The 20,702-nt window shown below is 64.9% G+C and carries 21 protein-coding genes and 1 tRNA gene; 11 read left to right on the plus strand and 11 right to left on the minus strand.

Translation table 11 applies throughout. From position 1 onward, the window contains the following. The first annotated feature begins 58 nt into the window (after positions 1-58). Positions 59-559 (plus strand): F0F1 ATP synthase subunit B family protein, encoded by a 501-nt coding sequence (locus tag ACT17R_RS16460; protein WP_003044101.1) that lies wholly within the window; start codon positions 59-61, stop codon positions 557-559. Beyond that, positions 552-1,103: a F0F1 ATP synthase subunit B family protein gene (locus ACT17R_RS16465; protein ID WP_217373453.1), complete on the plus strand. Its 552-nt coding sequence runs from the start codon at positions 552-554 to the stop codon at positions 1,101-1,103. The genes ACT17R_RS16460 and ACT17R_RS16465 overlap by 8 nt, the downstream gene beginning before the upstream one ends. Positions 1,104-1,166: 63 nt before the next feature. Here the strand turns inward: ACT17R_RS16465 and ACT17R_RS16470 are convergent, their stop codons facing one another. Together ACT17R_RS16470 and ACT17R_RS16475 are read right to left on the minus strand one after the other, a co-directional pair. Then, the gene (locus ACT17R_RS16470) at positions 1,167-1,604 is read right to left on the minus strand and encodes a surface-adhesin E family protein (RefSeq protein ID WP_062902472.1); all 438 of its coding nucleotides are present in this window, start codon (positions 1,602-1,604) and stop codon (positions 1,167-1,169) included. A gap of 75 nt (positions 1,605-1,679) precedes the next feature. Then, positions 1,680-2,399 carry an SDR family oxidoreductase gene (locus ACT17R_RS16475; RefSeq protein ID WP_058811863.1) on the minus strand — a complete coding sequence of 240 codons (720 nt, stop codon included), beginning with the start codon at positions 2,397-2,399 and terminating at the stop codon, positions 1,680-1,682. 66 nt (positions 2,400-2,465) lie between these two features. Between ACT17R_RS16475 and uvrC the strand changes: the two genes are divergently transcribed. The 7 genes from uvrC to ACT17R_RS16510 are packed head-to-tail and all read left to right on the plus strand — an operon-like array spanning position 2,466 to position 9,044. After that, on the plus strand, positions 2,466-4,400 hold the full coding sequence (gene uvrC / locus ACT17R_RS16480) for an excinuclease ABC subunit UvrC (protein ID WP_444809851.1): 1,935 nt from the start codon (positions 2,466-2,468) through the stop codon (positions 4,398-4,400). Positions 4,401-4,410: 10 nt separating this feature from the next. Further along, positions 4,411-4,803 carry a PaaI family thioesterase gene (locus ACT17R_RS16485; protein ID WP_082819955.1) on the plus strand — a complete coding sequence of 131 codons (393 nt, stop codon included), beginning with the start codon at positions 4,411-4,413 and terminating at the stop codon, positions 4,801-4,803. Next, entirely contained in the window at positions 4,791-5,528 is a 738-nt protein-coding gene (gene recO / locus ACT17R_RS16490) for a DNA repair protein RecO (protein WP_058811392.1), read from the plus strand. Before ACT17R_RS16485 ends, recO begins: the two co-directional genes overlap by 13 nt. A 50-nt stretch (positions 5,529-5,578) precedes the next feature. Then, on the plus strand, positions 5,579-6,625 hold the full coding sequence (gene leuB / locus ACT17R_RS16495; protein WP_062902471.1) for a 3-isopropylmalate dehydrogenase: 1,047 nt from the start codon (positions 5,579-5,581) through the stop codon (positions 6,623-6,625). A gap of 6 nt (positions 6,626-6,631) precedes the next feature. After that, positions 6,632-7,837, plus strand: a complete 1,206-nt coding sequence (locus ACT17R_RS16500) for a trans-sulfuration enzyme family protein (RefSeq protein WP_058811394.1) — start codon at positions 6,632-6,634, stop codon at positions 7,835-7,837. Positions 7,838-7,854: 17 nt separating this feature from the next. Beyond that, complete coding sequence (apaG, locus tag ACT17R_RS16505) at positions 7,855-8,256, plus strand: Co2+/Mg2+ efflux protein ApaG (RefSeq protein WP_040590068.1); 402 nt, start codon at positions 7,855-7,857, stop codon at positions 8,254-8,256. Next, positions 8,253-9,044, plus strand: a complete 792-nt coding sequence (locus ACT17R_RS16510) for a LysR family transcriptional regulator (RefSeq protein ID WP_062902469.1) — start codon at positions 8,253-8,255, stop codon at positions 9,042-9,044. The genes apaG and ACT17R_RS16510 overlap by 4 nt, the downstream gene beginning before the upstream one ends. Here ACT17R_RS16510 and ACT17R_RS16515 read toward each other — a convergent pair. The 4 genes from ACT17R_RS16515 to parE all read right to left on the minus strand — a co-directional run bounded on the left by ACT17R_RS16515 (position 9,013) and on the right by parE (position 13,549). Then, positions 9,013-10,371, minus strand: coding sequence for a serine hydrolase (locus tag ACT17R_RS16515; RefSeq protein ID WP_217373451.1), 1,359 nt, complete (start codon positions 10,369-10,371; stop codon positions 9,013-9,015). The two genes, ACT17R_RS16510 and ACT17R_RS16515, sit on opposite strands and share 32 nt — an antisense overlap. A gap of 1 nt (position 10,372) precedes the next feature. Then, on the minus strand, positions 10,373-10,966 hold the full coding sequence (locus tag ACT17R_RS16520) for a hypothetical protein (RefSeq protein ID WP_217373450.1): 594 nt from the start codon (positions 10,964-10,966) through the stop codon (positions 10,373-10,375). Further along, a complete protein-coding gene (locus ACT17R_RS16525) occupies positions 10,963-11,487 on the minus strand; it encodes an RNA polymerase sigma factor (RefSeq protein ID WP_444809844.1) in 525 nt (174 codons plus the stop codon). The genes ACT17R_RS16520 and ACT17R_RS16525 overlap by 4 nt, the downstream gene beginning before the upstream one ends. 82 nt (positions 11,488-11,569) lie before the next feature. Continuing rightward, positions 11,570-13,549, minus strand: coding sequence for a DNA topoisomerase IV subunit B (parE, locus tag ACT17R_RS16530; protein ID WP_062902466.1), 1,980 nt, complete (start codon positions 13,547-13,549; stop codon positions 11,570-11,572). Positions 13,550-13,731: 182 nt separating this feature from the next. On the opposite strand from parE, the gene ACT17R_RS16535 reads away from it, so the two are divergent. Then, the gene (locus tag ACT17R_RS16535; protein ID WP_217373449.1) at positions 13,732-14,577 is read left to right on the plus strand and encodes an outer membrane protein; all 846 of its coding nucleotides are present in this window, start codon (positions 13,732-13,734) and stop codon (positions 14,575-14,577) included. 57 nt (positions 14,578-14,634) lie between these two features. On the opposite strand, the gene ACT17R_RS16540 is transcribed toward ACT17R_RS16535, so the two are convergent. Continuing rightward, positions 14,635-15,033: a PaaI family thioesterase gene (locus tag ACT17R_RS16540; RefSeq protein ID WP_062902464.1), complete on the minus strand. Its 399-nt coding sequence runs from the start codon at positions 15,031-15,033 to the stop codon at positions 14,635-14,637. Next, a complete protein-coding gene (locus ACT17R_RS16545; protein ID WP_062902463.1) occupies positions 15,030-15,725 on the minus strand; it encodes a GcrA family cell cycle regulator in 696 nt (231 codons plus the stop codon). Before ACT17R_RS16545 ends, ACT17R_RS16540 begins: the two co-directional genes overlap by 4 nt. 108 nt (positions 15,726-15,833) lie before the next feature. On the opposite strand from ACT17R_RS16545, the gene ACT17R_RS16550 reads away from it, so the two are divergent. After that, complete coding sequence (locus tag ACT17R_RS16550; RefSeq protein ID WP_003044048.1) at positions 15,834-16,718, plus strand: ABC transporter permease; 885 nt, start codon at positions 15,834-15,836, stop codon at positions 16,716-16,718. Positions 16,719-16,751: 33 nt separating this feature from the next. On the opposite strand, the gene hspQ is transcribed toward ACT17R_RS16550, so the two are convergent. The 3 genes from hspQ to ACT17R_RS16565 all read right to left on the minus strand — a co-directional run bounded on the left by hspQ (position 16,752) and on the right by ACT17R_RS16565 (position 20,642). Beyond that, the gene (gene hspQ / locus ACT17R_RS16555; RefSeq protein WP_062902462.1) at positions 16,752-17,135 is read right to left on the minus strand and encodes a heat shock protein HspQ; all 384 of its coding nucleotides are present in this window, start codon (positions 17,133-17,135) and stop codon (positions 16,752-16,754) included. An 89-nt stretch (positions 17,136-17,224) separates the two neighbouring features. Further along, positions 17,225-17,314: transfer RNA gene (locus tag ACT17R_RS16560), tRNA-Ser, on the minus strand. Between the two features lie 91 nt (positions 17,315-17,405). Further along, positions 17,406-20,642, minus strand: coding sequence for an amidohydrolase family protein (locus ACT17R_RS16565; RefSeq protein ID WP_444809845.1), 3,237 nt, complete (start codon positions 20,640-20,642; stop codon positions 17,406-17,408). Positions 20,643-20,702 lie beyond the last annotated feature (60 nt).

Raw genomic sequence — 20,702 nt, forward strand, 5'->3', positions numbered from 1 at the left:
GGATGGGGACCGGCTGCACCGATTTGCAGGTTTTTCATAAGTTTAAGGTTCGCCTTTCATGCCCCAGATAGCCCAGCTAACCGCTGATAACTGGTATCTCGCCTCGCAGCTTTTCTGGCTGCTGGTCGTTTTTGCCGGCATCTACATCGTCATCGGCCGCGGCATGCTGCCCAAGATCGAGGCGACGGTTGACGCGCGCGATCGCAAGGTCGCCGACGATCTGGCGGCGGCCAAGGCCGCACACGCGGCCGCCGACGGCCTCGAGGAGAGCTATCGCCAGCAGAGCGAGGCGAGCCGCGCTGCGGCGCAGAAGGCGGTTTCGGACGCCAAGGACAAGGCCGCTCGCGACGCCGAAAAGCGTCTGGCAAAGGTCGATGCCGAGCTTTCGGAAAAGCTGGCAGCGGCCGAAGCCGATGTGGGCGCTGCGCGTACCTCGGCAATGGCGGAAATCGAATCGGTCGCTGCCGAAGCGGCGACCGACCTAGTGGCCAAGCTGTCGGGCGTGAAAGTTGCCGCAACCGACGCAAAGGCTGCGGTGAAGGCGGTGCTGCATGGCTGATTTCCTGGTGATCCTGTCCGAAGCTGCCGGCGCTGCCGGAGAGGCGCATGCCGATCCGACGGCTTTCGGGCTTAACGCTACCGTGTGGGTGTCGATCGCGATGCTCGCCTTCCTCGGCATTCTTGTCTGGAAGAAGGTGCCGGCGATGATCGGCGCGTCGCTCGACAAGAAGATCGCAGAGATTTCGAAGCAGCTCGGCGAAGCCGAACAGCTTCGCCTCGATGCCGAATCGCTCAAGGCCGAATATGAGGCCAAGCTTGCCGATGCGGCGAAAGAAGCCGACGAGCTCCGCGCCCGTGCCGAATCCGAGGCCGAAGCGCTCGTCGCCAAGGCGAAGGGCGATGCGACCGCGCTGATCGCTCGCCGCAAGCAGATGGCCGAAGACCGCATCGCGGCGGCCGAAGCCAACGCGGTTGCCGAGGTTCGTGCCGCGGCGGCCAAGGCGGCGACCGATGCGGCCGCAGCGCTGATCGCGGCCAAGCATGACGCGGGCGCCGACAAGGCGCTGATCGATCAGGCGATCGCGGCCGTCGCCAAGAGCTGATCTTTCCCGATCGGGCCATGAAAAGCGGGCGTCTCGTCTAAGCGAGACGCCCGCTTTTTCGTGTCAATACTCGTCGAAATTGTCGGCCGCATCGCTGAACGGATCGCTGACAGCGGTCCCGCCTTTGCGGTAACAGGCGAAATCCATGATCGCCTCGTTGATGCTGTTGGCGGCGGGCGTCTTGTGTTCGGTGATCGTCTCGGACGGTTCGCTCTCGATGAAGCTGCCGTCGGCGCGGTAATAGCTATATTCGAGCGTGCGGAAGGAATTGCCACCGCAATCGAGCTCCTCGCGAATTTTTGCACCCACGATCGGTCCGCCGTTGAGCGGTTTGGCATAGACGCTCAGCACGTCGCCGACGATCTTGCCGCTCAGCGCGCGCAAGCTCGCAAGGTCGACATAGGTGCGGGTCGAATCATTGCCGCCGACCAGATACCATTCGGCGGCGGCAGCCGGCGTGGCGAGCGGCAACAGCGTGGCCGCCACAAAAATCATGCGCATAATATCCCCCTGATGGTGCGCCCCGTGCACGGCCTGCCACAGCCGTTCAGGCGCGCAAAGCCGAAATTGGCGGCCTCAATATTTGATCATGATCCGGCGGGCGAGGGCGGGTGAGACGCTGTTGACGAGTTGCAACAGCTTCACCGCCCCCGCATTCACCTCGCGCTTGCCGGTGCGGATGCCGCGCACGATTTCGGCGGCGCAATCGTGCGCGCTCATCTTTTTCCCGGCGCGACCCGCGGTCATATTGGTTTCCACCACCGGCGGCAGCGCCTCGATCACCGCCACATTGCTGTCGCGCAGCAGGTGGCGGATCGCCTGCGTATAGGCGCGCAGCCCGGCCTTGGTGGCGCAATAGATCGAACCGCCGGCGCGCGGTGCGATCGCGAGCCCCGAGGTCACATTGACGATCGCGGCGGCGGGCTGGGCGCGCAGGATCGGCAGCAGCCGCGTGCAGAGTGCGATCGGCGCGTCGAGGTTGGTACGGATGCACTGCGCCGCGCTGTCGAGAGTCGCCGGCTCGTCCAGCTCATAATCGCTACCGACCCCGGCATTGTTGACCAGAAGCGCCAGCGGTCGCCCTGCGACCCCCGCGACGACGGCATCGATTCCCGCCGGCTCGGACAGATCGCCGGCGATCGTTTCAAAACCCAGCGCCCGCATCCCCGCCAGTTTTTCGGGTGAGCGGCCCGTCACGACCACCTCGGCACCCGCCGCCTGCAATTGCAGCGCGATTTCGCGCCCGATTCCGTCGCTTCCGCCCGTCACCAGCGCCAGTTTGCCGTGTAATTCCATCGCCCCCTCCATGCTTTTACCTGCCACACTATGGCGGGCCGTGCGGCCATCGCCTACATGGAAATGATGGTCCGTCCCAACGCTCCCGAACGATTCAACGAAGAGAAGGCCACCTATGTCGTCCGCGGCGAGGGGGAGGGGGCCGACAAGCCCGATCTGGAGCGCGGTGCCCAGGTCATTCGCGGCGTCGTGCGCAAGCTGCCGGTGCGCCCCGGTGTCTATCGGATGCTCGATGCGCGCGGCGACGTTCTGTACGTCGGCAAGGCCCGCGCGCTGAAGAACCGCGTCACCAACTACACCCAGGGCGCGCGGCTGCCGCAGCGGTTGCAGCGCATGGTCGCGCAGACGCGCGCTATGGAGATCGTGACGACCACAAGCGAGGCCGAGGCGCTGCTGCTCGAGGCACAGCTCATAAAACGCTATCGTCCACCCTACAATGTCCTGCTGCGCGACGACAAAAGCTTCCCCTTCATCCTGCTCCGCATGGATCATGACTTCCCGCGGGTACAAAAGCATCGCGGCGCCCGCCGTGCCAAGGGACGCTATTACGGCCCGTTCGCCAGCGCGGGGTCGGTGAACCGCACCCTCAACGCGCTCCAGAAGACCTTTCTGTTGCGCAGTTGCACCGACAGCTTCTTCGCCAATCGTTCGCGGCCGTGCCTGCTCTATCAGATCCGGCGCTGTTCGGCGCCGTGTGTCGATCGTATCGACAAGGCCGATTATGCCGAACTCGTCGGCGATGCGCAGGATTTTCTGGAAGGCCGCTCGACCGCGGTGCAGAAGCGACTGGGCGACGCGATGACGCGCGCGGCCGAAGCCATGGATTTCGAGCTCGCCGCGGTGCTCCGCGACCGGTTGAAGGCGCTCACCTTCATCCAGGGTAGCCAGTCGGTGCATGCCGACGGGCTGGGCGATGCCGATGTCTTTGCGCTGGCCGCAAAGGGCGGGCAGCTCTGCATTGCGGGTTTCTTCATTCGCGGCGGGCAGAATTGGGGGCATCGCAGCTTCTTTCCCGCGCATGTCGCGGGGGTGCCCGAACCTGAGGTGATGGCGAGCTTCCTCATGCAATTTTACGAGGGCGTGCCGCCCCCCAAGCTGATCCTCGTCGATCGCGAGCCCGAGGACGCCGCGGTCCTTGCCGAAGCGCTCGGCGAAACGGCGGGCCGCAAGGTCGAGATCAGCGTCCCGCAGCGCGGCAATCGCAAGCGACTGCTCGAACAGGCGGTGCGTAACGCCGGCGAAGAACTCGACCGCCGCCTTGCCGAAAGCAGCAGTCAGGCGAAACTGGGGCGTGAACTTGCCGATCTGTTCGATCTCGACGAACCGCCGCAGCGGATCGAAATCTACGACAACAGCCATATTCAGGGCACCAACGCGCTCGGCGCGATGGTCGTCGCGGGGCCGGAAGGCTGGATCAAGGGCGCCTATCGCAAGTTCAACATCAAGCGCCCGGAAACGCAGCCGGGCGACGATTTCGCGATGATGCGCGAAGTATTCCAGCGCCGCTTCGCGCGCGCCCTCGAGGAGGATCCCGAACGCAACAAGGGCGAATGGCCCGATCTGGTGCTGATCGACGGCGGCAAAGGGCAGGTGTCCGCAGCGGGCGCCGTGCTCGCGGAACTCGGTATCGACGATCTTCCTTATGTGGGCGTCGCCAAGGGACCGGATCGCAACGCCGGGCGCGAGACATTCTATTTGCCCGACGGCCGCGAATTCACGCTGCCCCCGAACAATGCCGTGCTTTTCTACATTCAGCGATTGCGCGACGAGGCACATCGCTTCGCCATTGGCGCGCATCGGCAGAAGCGCGCGAAGGCGATGGGCAGCTCGCCGCTTGACGAGGTTCCGGGCATCGGACCGGCTCGCAAGAAGGCGCTGTTGATGCATTTCGGCACCGCGCGCGCGATCCGCAGCGCCAGCCTCGACGATCTGAAAAAGGCGCCGGGCGTCAGCGCGGCGGTCGCGCAGGCCGTTTATGATTTCTACAATCCGGGAAGCTGAGGAGAAGAACGTGGATTTCGCAGCCGCCATGCCGCTCGCCGGAACGCTGGGCGTGACGATACAGGAAGGGATGAAAGAGCGCGTTACCGGGCGGTTGCCCGTGCGGCCCGACATCTGCACCGCGGGCAATATCGTCCACGGCGGCGCCATCATGGCGTTTGCCGACTGTCTGGGCGCGGTCGGCGCCTTCCTGACCTTGCCCGACGGCGCAAGCGGCACGACGACGATCGAAAGCAAGACCAATTTCCTTGGCGCCGGCCCGGTCGGGTCGGTGCTCGTCGGCGAAGCGACGCCGGTCAAGATCGGGAAGCGCCTGTCGGTCTGGCAGACGCGTATCCGCACCGAAGGGGGCGAAGAGGTCGCGCTCGTCACCCAGACGCAGATGGTGCTTTGGCCGGCCTGACCGCCGATGCCATCGTCTGCGCGGTTCGGGCGCATGGCGAACATGGCGCGATCCTGCGCGCCCTCACCGAACGCGCCGGCCTTGTCGCCGGCTATGTGCGCGGGGGGCGATCGCGGCGCCTGCGCCCGATACTTATGCCGGGAAACCTCGTCGCGCTCGACCTGCGGGCGCGGACCGAGGATCAGCTTGGCGGCGCAACGGTTGAAATGATCGCCAGCCGCGCGCCACTGCTCGCCGAACCGCTGGCGGCCGCCGCGATCGACTGGGCGACCAGCCTGACCGCGGCGGCGCTTCCCGAAAGCCAGCCCTACCCGTCGCTCTACGCCGCGCTGTCGGCGCTTCTGGAGGCGATTGCGGTGGCGCCGGCGGCGCGGCTATGGGCAGCGGCGCTCGCGCGCTATGAGTTGCTGTTGCTTGCCGAGCTCGGTTTCGGGCTCAGCCTCGACGAATGCGTGGCGACCGGCACCGCCGACGATCTGGCCTTTGTCAGCCCCAAGTCAGGCGGGGCGGTCGGCCGCGCCGCCGCGGCTGGATATGAAGCGCGGCTGATGCCACTGCCGCCTTTTTTGCGCGGCCGCGATGCCGATCCGTCGATTGCCGACGTCATCGCCGGACTTGCCATCACCGGCCATTTCCTCGACCGCGACATTCTCGATGGCCGAAACCGCGACTTGCTGGCGGTGAGGGAAAGATTGCTCGGCAGGCTGGGCAGGGCGGTTGCGTGAGGGGCCGCCGCTGTCTAAGCGGCTCGCGAAGATAGGAAAGGGCGACGCACGTGCAAATCCTGCTGCTGGCTGGCGACGGTATCGGACCGGAGATCATGGTCGAGGCCGAAAAGACCCTCGCCGCGCTGGCGTTGCCCATCACGATCGACCGCGCGCTTGTCGGCGGTGCGGCCTATGCCGCCAGCGGCCACCCGCTGCCGCCCGAGACGCTCGCAAAGGCCAAGGCGGCCGATGCGATCCTGTTCGGTGCGGTCGGCGATCCGCGCTTCGATGCTGTCGAGCGTCATTTGCGGCCCGAGCAGGCTATTCTCGGCCTCCGGTCGGAACTCGGCCTGTTCGCCAATCTTCGTCCGGCCAAGCTGTTCGCGGGACTGGAAGACAGCTCTGCGCTACGGCCCGAAGTCGCCTCGGCGATTGACCTGCTGATCGTGCGCGAACTCAACGGCGACGTCTATTTCGGCGAAAAGGGCATGCGCACGACCGCGACCGGGGAGCGCGAAGGCTATGACATCATGGCATATAGCGAGAGCGAAGTGCGGCGTATCGCGCATGTCGCGTTCCGCGCCGCGCAAGGGCGCCGGAAGCGGCTGTGCTCGGTCGACAAGGCGAACGTCCTTGAAACCTCGCAGCTCTGGCGGGACGTCGTGATCGAGGTTGCGGCCGACTATCCCGACGTCGAGCTCAGTCATATGTATGTCGACAATGCCGCGATGCAGTTGGTGCGCAATCCGGGGCAGTTCGACGTGGTCGTCACGGGCAATCTGTTCGGCGACATTTTGTCCGATCAGGCATCGATGTGCGTCGGCTCGATCGGTCTTCTCGCATCGGCCTCGCTGAGCGAAGGCCGCCAGGGACTGTACGAGCCCATTCACGGCAGCGCCCCCGATATTGCGGGTAAAGGGATAGCCAACCCGCTCGCGATGATCCTGTCGCTTGCGATGCTGCTTCGCCATTCGGGCGGCGACGAGGCGAGCGCGGCGCGCATCGAGAGTGCGGTAGCGAAAATCCTTGCCGACGGATGCCGCGGCGCCGATTTGGGCGGATCGATGGGCACCGCAGCGCTTGGCGATGCGGTTGTCGCGGCTTTGAACGGATAGAGCGAGATGAAAAAGACGACGGGATTCGATCGCAGCAAGACGAGGAACTGGCGTCCGGCCACGCAGGCGGTGCGCGGCGGGACGTGGCGCAGCGAACATGGCGAAACGTCCGAGGCCCTGTTCCTGACCTCCGGCTATACCTATGACAGCGCCGAGGAAGTCGCGGCCCGCTTTGCCGGCGAGGCGCAGGGCATGACCTATTCGCGCCTGCAAAATCCCACCGTTGCGATGCTCGAAGAACGCATCGCGTTGATGGAAGGTGCCGAGGCGTGCCGGACGCAAGCCACCGGCATGGCGGCGATGACGACGGCGCTCCTGTGTCAATTGTCCGCTGGCGACCATGTTGTTGCTGCGAAAGCGGCCTTCGGGTCGTGCCGCTGGCTCGTCGATACGTTGCTGCCGCGCTTCGCGATCGAGACGAGCGTCGTCGATGGCCGTGACCTTGACGCGTGGAAGGCAGCGATCAAGCCGAACACCAAGCTTTTCTTTTTCGAAACCCCCGCCAATCCGACGATGGATATCGTCGACCTGCAGGCGGTGTGCGATCTCGCCAAGGCGCATGGCATCACGACCGTCGTCGACAATGCCTTCGCGACCGCCGCGCTTCAGCGCCCGCTGGAATTCGGCGCCGACGTCGTAGCCTATTCAGCGACCAAGCTGATGGAGGGGCAGGGCCGCGTCCTCGCCGGAGCGGTGTGCGGAACGGAAAAATTCATCAACGAGGTGCTGCTGCCGTTCCAGCGCAATACCGGCCCGAACCTGTCGCCGTTCAACGCATGGGTTGTTCTGAAGGGGCTGGAAACGCTCGACCTGCGTGCCCGCCGCCAGTCGGAGAATGCGCTGGCGGTCGGCAAGGCGATCGAGGGGCGCGTGCGGCGCATTCTGCATCCCGGCCTGGCCAGCCACCCCCAGCATAATCTGGCGATGCGCCAGATGGATGGCTGCGGGCCGATCTTCTCCTTCTTCCTCGAGGATCGGGCGCAAGCGATGGCGTTTCTGAACGCGCTCGAACTCGTCGATATTTCGAACAATATCGGCGATGCGCGCAGCCTGTGCTGCCATCCTGCGTCGACCACCCATTATGGCGTCAGCGCCGAGGCGCGCGCCGACATGGGCATCGAGGAGGGGATGCTGCGCATCAATATCGGGCTGGAGGATCCGCGCGATCTGATCGCCGATCTGGACCAGGCATTGACCAAGGTCGGGCTTTGAGCGACGCTGGCGGCGCGATGATCGACTCCCTCTTCCCCTTTGCCGCGACAACCGGGCCGATCACGGTGCGCGTGTCGGTCAGCTACCTGCCCGAACAGTCGCATCCGGCGCTGGGGCGCTGGTTCTGGGCCTATCATGTCCGCATCGAAAATCACGGTGAGGCCGCGGTGCAGCTGTTGACGCGGCATTGGCGGATCACCGACGGCCGCGAGCAGGTGAGCGAGGTTGAGGGCGAAGGCGTTGTCGGCGAACAGCCGCTCATCGCGCCCGGCGGGTCGTTCGACTATGTTTCGGGATGCCCGCTGCCGACGCCCGAAGGCGGGATGGTCGGCACCTATGTGATGGAAATGACCGACGGGTCGCAGATGCTGGCGGCAATTCCGGCCTTTCCGCTCGTGGCCCCCGCGACCGCGTCATGAAGCGCACCCATCTGCCTCTCAACGCGCTGCGCGTCTTCGACGCCGCTGCCCGCCATCTCAGCTTTACCCGTGCCGCCGACGAGCTGGCGGTGACCCCGGCGGCGGTCGGTCAACAGATCCGCGCGCTGGAGGACATGCTGGGCGTCGTCCTGTTCCGCCGCACCCCTAAGGGTCTTGAACTGACGGGGGAAGCACATGCCGGGCTCGACGCGCTGCGGCAGGGCTTTTTGCAGTTCGAGGAATCGGTCCGCGCAATGCAGGCGGGGCAGTCGTCGCAATCGCTGACCATCGCCGCGCCGCGCGACCTGACCGCCAAATGGCTGGCCCCGCGTCTCGCGCGGTACAGCCAGCAGGCGCCCGACGTGCGGTTCACGCTTGTGTCAGCCGATAGCGGCATTGATTTTACCGAGGCCAATCTCGATCTCGCGATTTTCTGGACCGATGGGGCCGGCGACCATGAAGGCGTCGCGCTGTCGGCGGCATCGATGGTCACCGTTGCGGGGCCTGGCGGCGGCAACGACACGCGGATCGCGTGGCCGGGATGCCCCGTCGCCGAGGGTGAGCCCGCGTTGCGGCTGGGCGATGCCGGGCTTGCGATCGACGCCGCAGCCAACGGTCTGGGGCAAGCCTGCGTCCCGGCCATGCTCGCCGAGGCCGATATTGCCGCCGGGCGGGTGCGCCAAGTGGGTGAGGCGATGGATACGAAACGCGGCTATTGGCTCGTCGCGCCGACCCCGCAATGGCGGCAGGCGAAGGTCAAGGCGCTGGTGGCGGCGCTGACGGCGTAACGCCCTCCTTGGCTGCGAGCGCGAGCAGCCGGGTGACGAGACCGGCGAACTTGTTGCCGTCGAGGTCCAAGGCCGCATTGTTCCAGCTTGCCGTGACGACGAACCATTTGCCGTCGGCCTTGCGCTGTCCGAGCAGGCTCATCGACACCACGCCAAGCTCCGACCCGCCCTTGTAGCCAAGGTAGGACCAGTCCGCCGCCGCTGCGGGGCCGACGCCATTGTTGATCGCCAGCGCCGCCATCGTCGGCGCCGAACCGCGCGCCCGCAGATCGGCAAAGGCCCGCGCCACATCCATCGGCGAGGCGAACCATTCGAGGCTGTCGATAAAGCGCGGTTTTCCTTCGAAGCTGACGCCGTCAACATTGGCGAGGGTGAAGCGATCGGCATTGTCATCGACGATCTTGCGTTGCTCCGCTTCGCTGCCGGAGAGAAAGGCTGAACGGAGATCAGCGAAATTGTTGCCCTTGAGCGCGAAGGCCTCGACCGTCGTCAGAAAGGGCGTGTTGCGTGCGGGGGCGCTATTGCCCGCGGCGCGCATCCGTTCTTCGATCGCCTTGCGGCCGAGCAGATGAATCAGCGTGTCGGCGGCGCCATTGTCGCTGACCGAGATCATCCAGTTCGCCAGCGTTTGCAGCGTAACCGGCGTGTTGAGCGGCCAGTTGGCGGTCGCCGCCGACGAGAAACTGGGATAGGCAAGCGGGACGACATCGTCCCAATGCCGCTTACCCGCCGCCACCTGCGCAGCGAGCTCGTCGAGCACATAGAGTTTGAATATCGATCCGACAGCAAACTGCCGATCGGTGCCCAAACCCGCAATCTGACGAATGTTGTCGCCGTCAACTTCGGCGACAAGAAACCCGGTATCGCCCGGTAAAGCAGCGATTTCCGCTGCAACTGCGGCGATGCTATCGTTGGCAGCCACAAATCCGGTTACTCGAAGTCCCAGCACCAGCCCTTCGGGGGCCGGGCCGACGTCCAGGCGGATCGTCGCGGTCCCGCGTTCGAAGCGGAGCAGTATCGTGCCCGATTGACCGTCGTCTGATGTCGCTCGCTTGACCGCGACCGGCTTGCCATATTGGCCGACCAGATTTTCGCTGATCTCCCGAAATCGCGCTTCTGGGATCGCCGCGCGAAAGGAAGGCGCAAAATATTCGGCATAGGGCACCCGCCCTTCGAACAGGGCGACGAGCTGACCGGCGCGGCGGTCGAAGGCGCTCTGTTCGGCGCGTGCGGCTGTGCCCGGCTGAGCATGGACGGTGCCGACAGGCAGCGCGACCAAGGGGACGGCGAGCAGGGCAGCTGCAGCAAGGCGGTGCAGGCGGTTCATATCATTCTCCTTGTTCGGGAACAGGGGCGGGCGGATCGCGATCGATCCGCGCAATCTGACGTCGCAGCAGCGCGGCGCCGCGCCGGTTGAGGAGCCAGATGGCCCCGAAAAGCAGCAACGGCCCGCCGATCAGCACCGTGCTACCAACCATGCCATAACGGTCATCCAGCGCCTGTGCGGTCATGAACAGCAGCAGACCGGGCAGCAAAGGTGCAAGATACCAGCGCCCGACGCGCGACAGCATATGCTCTTCACGAACGAGGCGCGCGCGGTAATAGGACCGGATGTCCGCGGCTTCTGCCGCCGGATCGGGACGCGAGGTTCGGCGGGTTAGCTGCCAGCTGACGAACAGTGTCCCGGCAATCACGAGCAGACTGCCCAGCTTGAACAGCAGGCCGGGAAGGAGCACGGCATAGACGGCAAAACCCGCAATCACGATGGCGGCGGCCAAATATTCGCGGCGATTTCGCCGGGCGACGATGTCGCCGAGCCGCGACGCGCGGCGCCTGACTTCCTCGACCGGCATCGGGTCGAACGCGGCCGTATCGCTTTGCCACAGGGTGTGAAGGGTCATGTCGTCGGAAAAATCGGTCATGTTGCATCTCCCAGGCCGACGAAACGGCGCGTGAGCATGGATTTGAAGCGATGGACCTTGGTTGCGACGGCCTCGGACGACACGCCCGTGACGTCGGCGATTTCGGCCGCTGGCATCCCTTCGAGATAAAGGAGCAATATCTGCCGGTCGGGCGGTCCGAGCTGGTCGATGATAGCCAGCATCAAGGCGAGCGCCTGATGGGTCTCGGCGCGCTCGGCGGGCGAGGGGGCTTCATCGGCAAGCGCCAGATCCTCGATATCGACCCACGGCCGCCGACGCTTGCGGGCTTGGGCGGCGACGTGCGAGGCGGCGCGATTATGCACCACGCGCCAGACCCAAGTGCTCATCGCGCAGCGGGCATCGAAGCGGGCGAAGCTCTGCCAAAGCGCGACCTGCAACTCCTGGAGAAGGTCGCGTTGCAGTTCGGGATCGGCTTCATAGCCGCGCGCCATGCGGGCGATAGCGCCGCCGAAGCGGTCGATCGCCTCTTCGAACAGCCTGTCTTGCGCCTTTCCGGTCACCCCGATCTCCCAAAAGCCCGTGCCAATATCCGGTTAGTCGCCGGCGGCGCGTGTTTCTGACAGGGGAGGCGAAAAATTCGCTTCAGGCGTCGATCGCCGCCTCGTCCAGTGTCGCGGCATTGGCCTGAATGAACTGGAATCGATGCTCGGGATGCTTGCCCATCAGCCGGTCGACCAGATCCTTGACGATCTGCCGCTCCTCATACTCCTGCGGCAGCGTGACCTTGAGCAACGACCGCGTCGCCGGGTCCATCGTCGTTTCCTTGAGCTGGTTGGGATTCATCTCGCCCAGCCCCTTGAAGCGTCCGACCTCCACGCGTTTGCCCTTGAACAGGGTCGCTTCGAGTTCGGCACGGTGGGCGTCGTCGCGCGCATAGGCCGACGTTGCTCCCGCGGTGATGCGGTAAAGCGGGGGCTGCGCCAGATAGACATGGCCGGTGCGGACGATGTCGGGCATTTCCTGGAAGAAAAAGGTCATCAGCAGCGTCGCGATATGCGCGCCGTCGACGTCGGCATCGGTCATGATGATGATCTTGTCGTAGCGCAGGCGGTCGGCATCGCAATCCTTGCGCATCCCGCAGCCGAGCGCGAGCGCAAGATCGGCGATTTCCTGATTGGCGCGGATCTTGTCCGCGCTGGCGCTGGCGACATTCAATATCTTGCCGCGAATGGGCAGGATCGCCTGCGTCTTGCGATCACGCGCCTGTTTGGCACTACCGCCGGCGCTGTCGCCCTCAACGATAAATAATTCCGTGCCTTCCGGGCCGTTGTTCGAACAATCTGTCAGCTTGCCGGGCAGGCGCAGCTTGCGCGCGCTGGTCGCGGTCTTGCGCTTGACCTCGCGTTCCGCCTTGCGCTTGAGCCGCTCGTCCATCCGTTCGAGGATCAGCCCGAGGAGCGCGCGGCCCCGATCCATATTGTCCGAGAGGAAATGGTCGAAATGGTCGCGCACGGCATATTCGGTGAGGCGCGCGGCCTCCGGGCTCGACAGCCGATCCTTGGTCTGGCTCTGGAACTGGGGGTCGCGAATGAAGACCGACAGCATCATCTCGCCGCCGTTGAAGACATCTTCGGCGGTGATCTGTGCCGCCTTTTTCTGCCCGATCAACTCGCCAAAGGCGCGCAGCCCCTTGGTCAGTGCAGCGCGCAGCCCGGCTTCGTGCGTGCCGCCTGCGGGGGTGGGAATGGTGTTGCAATACCAGCTATAGCTGCCATCCGACCACAGCGGCCAGGCGATCGCCCATTCGGCGCGTCCCTGTTCATCGGGGAACTCCTGCCGCCCGACGAAAGGTTCGGCGGTGGCGCATTCGCGTGTGCCGATCTGTTCCTTCAGATGGTCGGCGAGTCCGCCCGGAAACTGGAACACCGCCTCTGCGGGCGTGTCGTCGCCGATCAGTTCGGGCGCGCATTTCCAGCGGATTTCGACCCCCGCGAAAAGATAGGCCTTCGATCGCGCCATGCGATAGAGCCGCTGCGGCTTGAACCGGCCATGTTCGCCGAAGATCGCGGGATCGGGCACGAAGGTCACGCTGGTACCGCGGCGGTTCGGCGTGGGCCCCAGTTCCTCGATCGGGCCCAAGGGCAGGCCTTGCGAAAAAGACTGACGATACAATTGTTTGGAGCGTGCAACTTCGATGATGGTTTCGATCGAAAGCGCGTTGACGACGCTGACCCCAACCCCGTGCAGGCCGCCCGACGTCGCATAGGCCTTGCCCTCGAACTTCCCGCCCGAATGGAGCATGGTCAATATGACTTCCAGCGCCGATTTCCCCGGAAACTTCGGATGCGGATCGACCGGCATACCGCGGCCGTTGTCGACTACGGTCAACCGGTTGCCGACGTCGAGCGTGATCTCGATCCGCGTCGCATGGCCCGCGACGGCTTCGTCCATACTGTTGTCGATAACTTCGGCGGCAAGGTGATGCAGCGCACGCTCGTCGGTGCCGCCAATGTACATGCCGGGACGGCGACGGACGGGTTCGAGCCCTTCCAGCACCTCGATCTGGGAGGCGTTGTAGCTTTCAGTAGCGGGGGCGGAGCTGTCGAACAAATCGTGACTCATGGCCTTGCTATAGGGGGCTGGGAAGGGCGCTGGCAAGCGCGGTTTTCGGGCGATCCAGGGCGCGGCGCGGACCGATTTCCTGCCGCTCGGCTCATCCCGTTTTCAGCACAGGCAGGAACTTCGCCGAAAGCCGGCGGGTTGATCGGGTGACTGCAAAGTCACTCAAAAAGTGGAGAAAATATATGAAACTCGCCTCTCTCCTCGTCGCTTCGGCGGCGACGATGCTGGCTGTCCCGGCCATGGCTCAGGACAGCGGATCCACCGCGCGCGACAGGTCGCAGGATTTCAACGGCCCCTATGTCTCGGTCGGCGGCGGCGCGACGCTGCAGGGCAGCGATCGCGGTGAAACGCTCGTCTTCGATACCGATCGCGACGGCACCTACGGCGATCAGGTCACGACTTCGACCGGCGCCGACGCTTTCTCCCCCGGTTTCTGCAATGGCGCCGCGACAGGCACCGCGAACGTCGGCTGCCGCAACGACAAGGACGGCCCCGAATTCTTCGGTCGGCTCGGGCTCGACAAGCGTATGGGCAATTTCGTCGTCGGCGCATTGATCGAGGGTGGTCACAGCGTCGCCCGCGATAGCGTCACCGGCTTTTCGACCACCCCCGCGAGCTATACGATGAGCCGCGAAGCCGATTGGCAGGCCAGCGCCCGCCTGCGCGCGGGTTATACGCCCGGCGGCGGCGCGCTCTTCTATGTCACTGGCGGTCCGGCCTATGCGCGGCTCGACAACCGCTTTACGACGACCAACACCGCCAACAGCTTTGCCGACAATGGCAAGACCAACGCCTGGGGCTATGCCGCCGGCGGCGGCGCCGAGGTGATGGTCACGAACAACATCGCGGTCGGGCTCGAATATCTCTACACCGACGTGAAGGACGATGATTATGTGGTGAACGTCGGCGCGGGCAGCGCGCCCGCAACCAACCCGTTCCTCCTCAACGGCGGTGGCACCAATATCCAGCGCAGCGATCCGCATTTCCGGACGCACAGCGTTCGCGGAACGTTGAGCTTCCGTTTTTAACAGGCTGGAAATGAAGGAAAGGCGCCGGAGCGATCCGGCGCCTTTTCGTAGGTCAGTCTATCGGTCGAGCGGGGCGTCGAAGATTGCGAAATTGCCGTTGGCACTCGCGACGAGCCGGTCGTCCTGATAGAGACGCGCATCGATATTGGCGATGCGTTTGCCCTGATGCAGCACGCTCGCATCGCAGATCAGCCGGCCTTCGCGCACGCCGACATGATAGTTGAACTTGATTTCCAGCGTCGCGCACCATTTGCTGTCGGGCATCTGGCTCGTCAGCGCCCCGCCCATTGCCGTATCGGCGAGAGAATAGGCGACGCCGCCATGCGCAACGCCCTGCGGATTGAAGTGCCGCGCGCGGTCGATGTCGATCGCCATCCGGCATCGACCATCGCCGCGTTCGACCATTTCGAACCCCATGAAGCGCGCGAATTCGAAATCCTGTCCGAACGGCCTCACCGGACGCGCGGCCCCCCGAAGGGCGGCGGCGGCGGCGGGCGGCGCGTCCCGCGCGGCAGTTGTGCCTGATAGGCGCGTCCGCAATGTTCGACGCAATAGGGGAAGCCGGGGTTCACCGCCTCACCGCAGAAATGGAAATCGGGCTCGCCCGGATGGCCCATCGGCCAGCGGCAGATACGATCGTTGAGATCGAGCAGGCTGGTCTTGTCGGCGATCTCGGGGCTCGGCTTTGCGGGCACAAGGCGGCGCGGCGGCGCCGGCGGAATCGGAGCCTGCTGGTCGCCGGGTCCCTGACGAATGAAGCCTCCCGGGCCGATCGAGACGATGCGCGGCGCATCAGGCTTGGATGGCGCGTCGGTTTCCGGGGCCGAGGCATCGGAGGCAACCGGCTTCGGTTCGGCCTTGGGCGGTGCAGCTGCCGGACGCGGAGCCGCCGGTGCGGCAGCACGGGGTGCAGCAGGCGCGGCCGCCGGCTTGGGTGCAGCGGGCGCCGCCGCCTTGGGCGCGGGCGCCTTTACCGGCTTGTCGGTGGCCTTGACCGGCGACGGGCGCGATTTCAGCCCCAGACGGTGCGCCTTGCCGATGACGGCATTGCGGCTGACCCCGCCGAGCTCGTCGGCGATCTGGCTGGCGGTCAGGCCCTTTTCCCACATGTTGCGCAACTGTTCGATGCGCTCATCAGTCCATGACATCTTTATTCCTCATCATTCCACGCCGCGGGCGGATCGCATTCCCGAAAGGACGCGCGCAGTCACAGCCCAGCTTGCGGTAAGATCGGGGAGGCGATAGGCGAGAACGCCATGAACGACCAGCCCCAAATTTCGCGCCCGGAGTCGGGCACAGGCTCAGGCGATTTCCGTGCCGCGCCGCATTTCGCGGAACCCGGTGTCCCGCATATCCGGACGCTCAATGTTCCGGGGATGCAGGCGCTATATGTCAAGGAGGTGCGGCGCTTTTTCAAGGTCCAGCTCCAAACTATCTGGGCTCCGGCGGTCACGACACTCCTTTTCCTCGTCATTTTCACCGTCGCGCTGGGCGGTGCGGGTCGCCGCGTCATCGGCGTTCCCTTTGCCGACTTCATTGCCCCCGGCCTGATCATGATGGCGATGCTGCAGAACAGCTTCGCCAACTCGAGCTTCTCGCTCCTCGTCGGCAAGATTCAGGGCACAATCGTCGATTATCTGATGCCGCCACTCGCCGTGGGCGAGCTGATTATCGCGCTTGTCGGCGCCGCGGTGACGCGCGCGATCCTCGTCGGTATCGCGCTCTGGGCCGCCATGCTGTTCTGGCCCGGCGTCCACGTCGCCCCGCAGCATCCATGGGCGGTCGCGCTGTTCGGCGTCCTCGGGGCGATGATGCTGGGCTTCCTCGGGCTGCTGACCTCGGTGTGGGCCGAAAAATTCGATCATGCCGCCGCGGTCACCAACTTCGTCGTCACGCCCCTCGCGCTGCTGTCCGGGACGTTCTACTCGGTCGACAAGCTCGCCCCCTGGTTCCAGTCGGTCGCGCACGGCAACCCCGTCTATTATGCGATCATGGGGTTCCGGTACGGCTTCATCGGCACGGTCGATTCGACGATTGCCAATCCGGTCGCGACCGCAGCGCTGTTCCTTATCGGCGTAAATGCGCTGCTGGGCGTCATCACCTATCGTCTTCTGGCGTCAGGCTGGAAGCTCAAGGCCTGAAGAGTCCGCACCGACCCGCGAGGGCCGGTCAGGTCAGTGGCGGTGGATCGAGCGGACGCGGTAGCGACCGCGATCGAGCCCGTCGAACATCGCCTCGACCTGCGGGTGATCGACCGGCCCTTCGTCGCCGTCGGCCACCAGATTCTGCTGGCTGACATAGGCGATATAGGCGCTGTCCTCGCTTTCGGCGAGTAGGTGGTAATAGGGCTGTTCCTTGGCCGGGCGGATCGCCTCGGGGATCGCCTGATACCATTCCTCACTGTTCGCGAAGACCGGATCGACGTCGAACACGACGCCGCGAAAATCGAACATCCGGTGCCGCACGATATCGCCCGGCGCAAAGCGCGCGCGTTCGATCAGCGGCGCGGATATAGCGGCGGCGGGCGTATCGGGCAGGGAAGTATTCTTGATCGTCATGTCGTTAACTTATGACGATCCGCGGGGGATTCAAGTCCATTCCCCAGTCCCGCGACGGCCCGCGCCACGGGTCGAAACATGGGGAAAAATGGAGGAGAGTGAGGGATTCGAACCCTCGGTACCGTTGCCGGCACTTCGCATTTCGAGTGCGACGCTTTCGACCACTCAGCCAACTCTCCTCGCTGAGGCGGTTGCCCCTAGCGGCGGTCCGCATATGTTGCAACCCCTTCGTCACAAAATTGCGTCCCGCCGCCATTTTTCACCGGTGCATCAGGGCCGGTCGGCCTCCCACCAATAGGGATCGCGCTTGCGATTGCCGGTTTCGGCTTCGTTGAGCGTCATCGGGTCGTAGAGCCGTCCGCCGAGCATCACGCGGTGGATCTGTTCGGTGTTGCGGATATTTTCGGTCGGATCGGCATCGAGAATCAGCAGGTCGGCGAGCTTGCCGGCCTCGAGCGAGCCGACGTCCTTTGCATAGCCGAGCGCCGTGGCCGGCATGATCGTTGCGGCGCGCAATGCATCGATATTGCTCCAACCGCCGCGTACGAAGGACCATATCTCCCAATGCGCGCCGACGCCGGCCTGCTGGCCGTGCGCGCCGATCGACACGTTGCGGCCGACCGCGGCGATCTTGCCCGCCTCGCGCGCCGAATCATCGTCGACATAGTCGCTTTCGGGCGCAATCACGCGGCGCTTGTTGTCCGCCGCCAGAATGGCAGGCGGGATGTGGCGCGCGAGGATCGGCTGTTCCCACACATTGGTATGCGCGCGCCAATAGGGATCGCCAGCAGGGCCGCCGTACGTCACCACCAGCGTCGGGGTATAGTCGGTCTTCGTCTGGCCCCACAGCTGCACCAGATCCTTGTAGAAGGTGTGCAGCGGAATATTATGCTCGACGGTCGTGTTGCCGTCCTGGATGAGCGTCAGGTCCATCGTGTAGAGCGAGCCGCCCTCGGGCACGACCGCCATATTTTCGGCCTGCGCGGCCTTGACCACCATCTGTCGCTGTTCGCGGCGGGGCTGGTTATAGTTTTTGACGCTATGCGCGCCCTGGGCCTTCAGGCGGCGGACATGCGCCAGAGCGTCTTCATAGCCGTCGATTTCGGCATAGATGCCTGCCGCCTTGGCGCCGTAGATGATCTCGCCGGTCGAGAAGATGCGCGGCGCGAGGATCAGGCCGGCACGCTGCATTTCCGACGACACGAAGATTTCGGACGCGCGCGACGACGGGTTGTGACTGGTCGTCGTTCCCATCGCGAGGTTGACCATCTCCGACCAATTCTGCTGCGGCACCAGCTCGTCATCGCCATGCGGGCCGTGGGCATGGGCATCGACAAAGCCCGGAACGATCGTTTTGCTCGTCGCATCGACCGTCACCGCGCCTGCCGGAACGGTCACGGCGCCCGCGGGCCCTACGGAAACGATGCGGTCGCCGTCGATGACGATCGCGCCATTGTCGATGATGCCGCCGTCCTTGGTCGCCATCGTCACGATTTTGGCGCCGGTGATCACCACGACGCCTTTGTGCTTCGCTGCAGCCTGGGTCATCGAAAGCGAAACGCCTTCGGCGGGCGGCGTGAATTTCACCGCGCGGTCGTCGCCGGGAGCGTCAGCGAACATTGCGCCCAGGTCGGCGCTGAACAGCGTTGCGCCGCGCGTCCAGTGGAGACGCCGGCCGCCGTCCGACCAATGCATATAGTCGGCACCGCTGCCGCTGATCCGCGTGACGGGCAGGGCGCCGCTCTTGGTCGAAAGCGATACGTCCTGACCGCCGGGCATCAGCGGGGTGACATAGGCATCATGATTCTCGCGGAAGGCGAGGGTGCGGCCGTCGGGCGAAATTTCATAATCGCTGACCAGGTCGCCGCTGGCATGAACGCGCTTGTCCTGACCGTTGAGGTCAGTGCTGACCAGCTGGTTCTTGCCGTCGCCCGACGCGACCATGAAGATCCGGTCGCTATCGGTGCCGAACTGCGGCTTGGCGCCATTGTCGGTGATCCGGACGGGGGCGCCCCCGGTCGCTGCGACGCTGTAGATGCCGGGGTCGTCGCCCCAGCGCTGTGACGTCAAGCCGCCGCCCGAACGGCGCTCGAATGCGATCAGCTTACCATCCGGGGAATAGCGCGGTTCGGCATAGTGGCCGGGGACGCTCGTCACCTTGCGCGACGCGCCGCCGCCTGCAGCGATGGTATGGATTTCGCCAAGACCGGCGTCGGTCCAGCGCACGAAGACGATCTGCTTGCCGTCGGACGACCAACTCGGCCAGAGTTCGAACGCGGCGCTTTTGTCCGCGGTCAACCGGCGCGCGGTGCCGCCCGTCGCGGGCTTGACCCAAAGCTTGCCGAGCGTCTCGAAAACCACCTGCTTGCCGTCGGGCGAGACTTCGGCCCAGCGCGGCATCTGGGTCTGGAAGCTGTCGGGTGCGACCTTGACCACGGGATGCGTCGCATCGATGATCACGCGGTCATCGTCGATCTGGAAGGGAATGATCCGCGCATCGCCACCTCCGGGGGCCACGCGGCGCAGCTTTCCGCCGGCCCAGAACAGGATTTCTCCGCTATCGGGCGTCCACGCCATATTCGGGTAGACGCCGGTGACCGCCCAGGTTTCCTGCACATCCTGATCGAGCGCGTCATAGACCTTCTTCTCGGCGCCCGAGGTCAGATCCTTGACGTAGAGTTTCGACTGCGCGCCCTCGCGGCGGACGAAGGCGAGCTTCTTTCCGTCGGGCGAGGGGGTGGGGCGCACCGCGCCGCCATCGCCCGATGCGGCGGTGTCGACCTCTCCCGTGTCGAGATTATAGCGTTCGATATGGAACAGGTCGGTGTTGCTGTCCTGCGCATATTCGAAAATCGGCCCCGGCGTGACGTTGCGCGTGTAATAGACATGCTTGCCGTCGGGCGCAAAAATCGGTTCGCCCAGCTCTTTCTGATGCCGCTCGTTCGGGCGCTTGACCAGCGGAACGCCTGCCCCGCCCGACACATGATAGAGCCAGACTTCGCCGGTGCCGAGCGAGCGCCCGGTGGTGAAATGCTTCTTGGCGACGATGAACTCACCGTCGGGACTCCAGCTCGGCTGGTTGAGCAGGCGGAATTCTTCCTTCGACAGCTGGCGCTTGTCGCTGCCGTCACGGTTCATGATCCAGATATTGTCGCCGCCGCCGCGGTCGGAGACGAAGGCGATGCGCTTGCCATCGGGCGAGAACCGCGGCTGATGCTCATAAGCGAGCCCTTCGGCGATACGGGTGGGCGTGCCGCCAGCGATGGGCATGGTGTAGATATCGCCGAGGAGGTCAAAGGCGATCGTCTTGCCATCCGGCGCGACATCGATGTTCATCCAGCTGCCTTCGTCGACCGCGATCGGCACCTTGTGCGTTACCATTCCGGGCGGCGCGTTGACGTCCCATTTTTCGGGCTTTGCGTCGGCCGCAGGCGTGGCTGCTTGTTGAGCGAAAACCGATGTCGAACAGGCCAGAGTCGCGGCCAGGGCGAGTGCAATGCGCGCCATGAAATTATCCCCTGTTGTAATTATGCTGTGAGCATATGGCGCTCCCCGCAAAGCGCAAGC

It is taken from the genome of Sphingopyxis sp. Q841 (genome assembly GCF_052384365.1).
Lineage (GTDB): Bacteria > Pseudomonadota > Alphaproteobacteria > Sphingomonadales > Sphingomonadaceae > Sphingopyxis > Sphingopyxis terrae_A.

Excerpts from the sequence above, each read along its gene's own strand:
- ACT17R_RS16515 (WP_217373451.1), bottom strand. The coding sequence starts at position 10,371 with ATGAACCGCCTGCACCGCCTTGCTGCAGCTGCCCTGCTCGCCGTCCCC.
- ACT17R_RS16550 (WP_003044048.1), top strand. The coding sequence starts at position 15,834 with ATGAACGACCAGCCCCAAATTTCGCGCCCGGAGTCGGGCACAGGCTCA.
- ACT17R_RS16520 (WP_217373450.1), bottom strand. The coding sequence starts at position 10,966 with ATGACCGATTTTTCCGACGACATGACCCTTCACACCCTGTGGCAAAGC.
- apaG (WP_040590068.1), top strand. The coding sequence starts at position 7,855 with ATGATCGACTCCCTCTTCCCCTTTGCCGCGACAACCGGGCCGATCACG.
- parE (WP_062902466.1), bottom strand. The coding sequence starts at position 13,549 with ATGAGTCACGATTTGTTCGACAGCTCCGCCCCCGCTACTGAAAGCTAC.
- ACT17R_RS16565 (WP_444809845.1), bottom strand. The coding sequence starts at position 20,642 with ATGGCGCGCATTGCACTCGCCCTGGCCGCGACTCTGGCCTGTTCGACA.
- hspQ (WP_062902462.1), bottom strand. The coding sequence starts at position 17,135 with ATGACGATCAAGAATACTTCCCTGCCCGATACGCCCGCCGCCGCTATA.
- ACT17R_RS16510 (WP_062902469.1), top strand. The coding sequence starts at position 8,253 with ATGAAGCGCACCCATCTGCCTCTCAACGCGCTGCGCGTCTTCGACGCC.
- ACT17R_RS16545 (WP_062902463.1), bottom strand. The coding sequence starts at position 15,725 with ATGTCATGGACTGATGAGCGCATCGAACAGTTGCGCAACATGTGGGAA.
- ACT17R_RS16475 (WP_058811863.1), bottom strand. The coding sequence starts at position 2,399 with ATGGAATTACACGGCAAACTGGCGCTGGTGACGGGCGGAAGCGACGGA.
- ACT17R_RS16470 (WP_062902472.1), bottom strand. The coding sequence starts at position 1,604 with ATGCGCATGATTTTTGTGGCGGCCACGCTGTTGCCGCTCGCCACGCCG.
- uvrC (WP_444809851.1), top strand. The coding sequence starts at position 2,466 with ATGGTCCGTCCCAACGCTCCCGAACGATTCAACGAAGAGAAGGCCACC.
- ACT17R_RS16460 (WP_003044101.1), top strand. The coding sequence starts at position 59 with ATGCCCCAGATAGCCCAGCTAACCGCTGATAACTGGTATCTCGCCTCG.
- ACT17R_RS16500 (WP_058811394.1), top strand. The coding sequence starts at position 6,632 with ATGAAAAAGACGACGGGATTCGATCGCAGCAAGACGAGGAACTGGCGT.
- ACT17R_RS16465 (WP_217373453.1), top strand. The coding sequence starts at position 552 with ATGGCTGATTTCCTGGTGATCCTGTCCGAAGCTGCCGGCGCTGCCGGA.
- ACT17R_RS16535 (WP_217373449.1), top strand. The coding sequence starts at position 13,732 with ATGAAACTCGCCTCTCTCCTCGTCGCTTCGGCGGCGACGATGCTGGCT.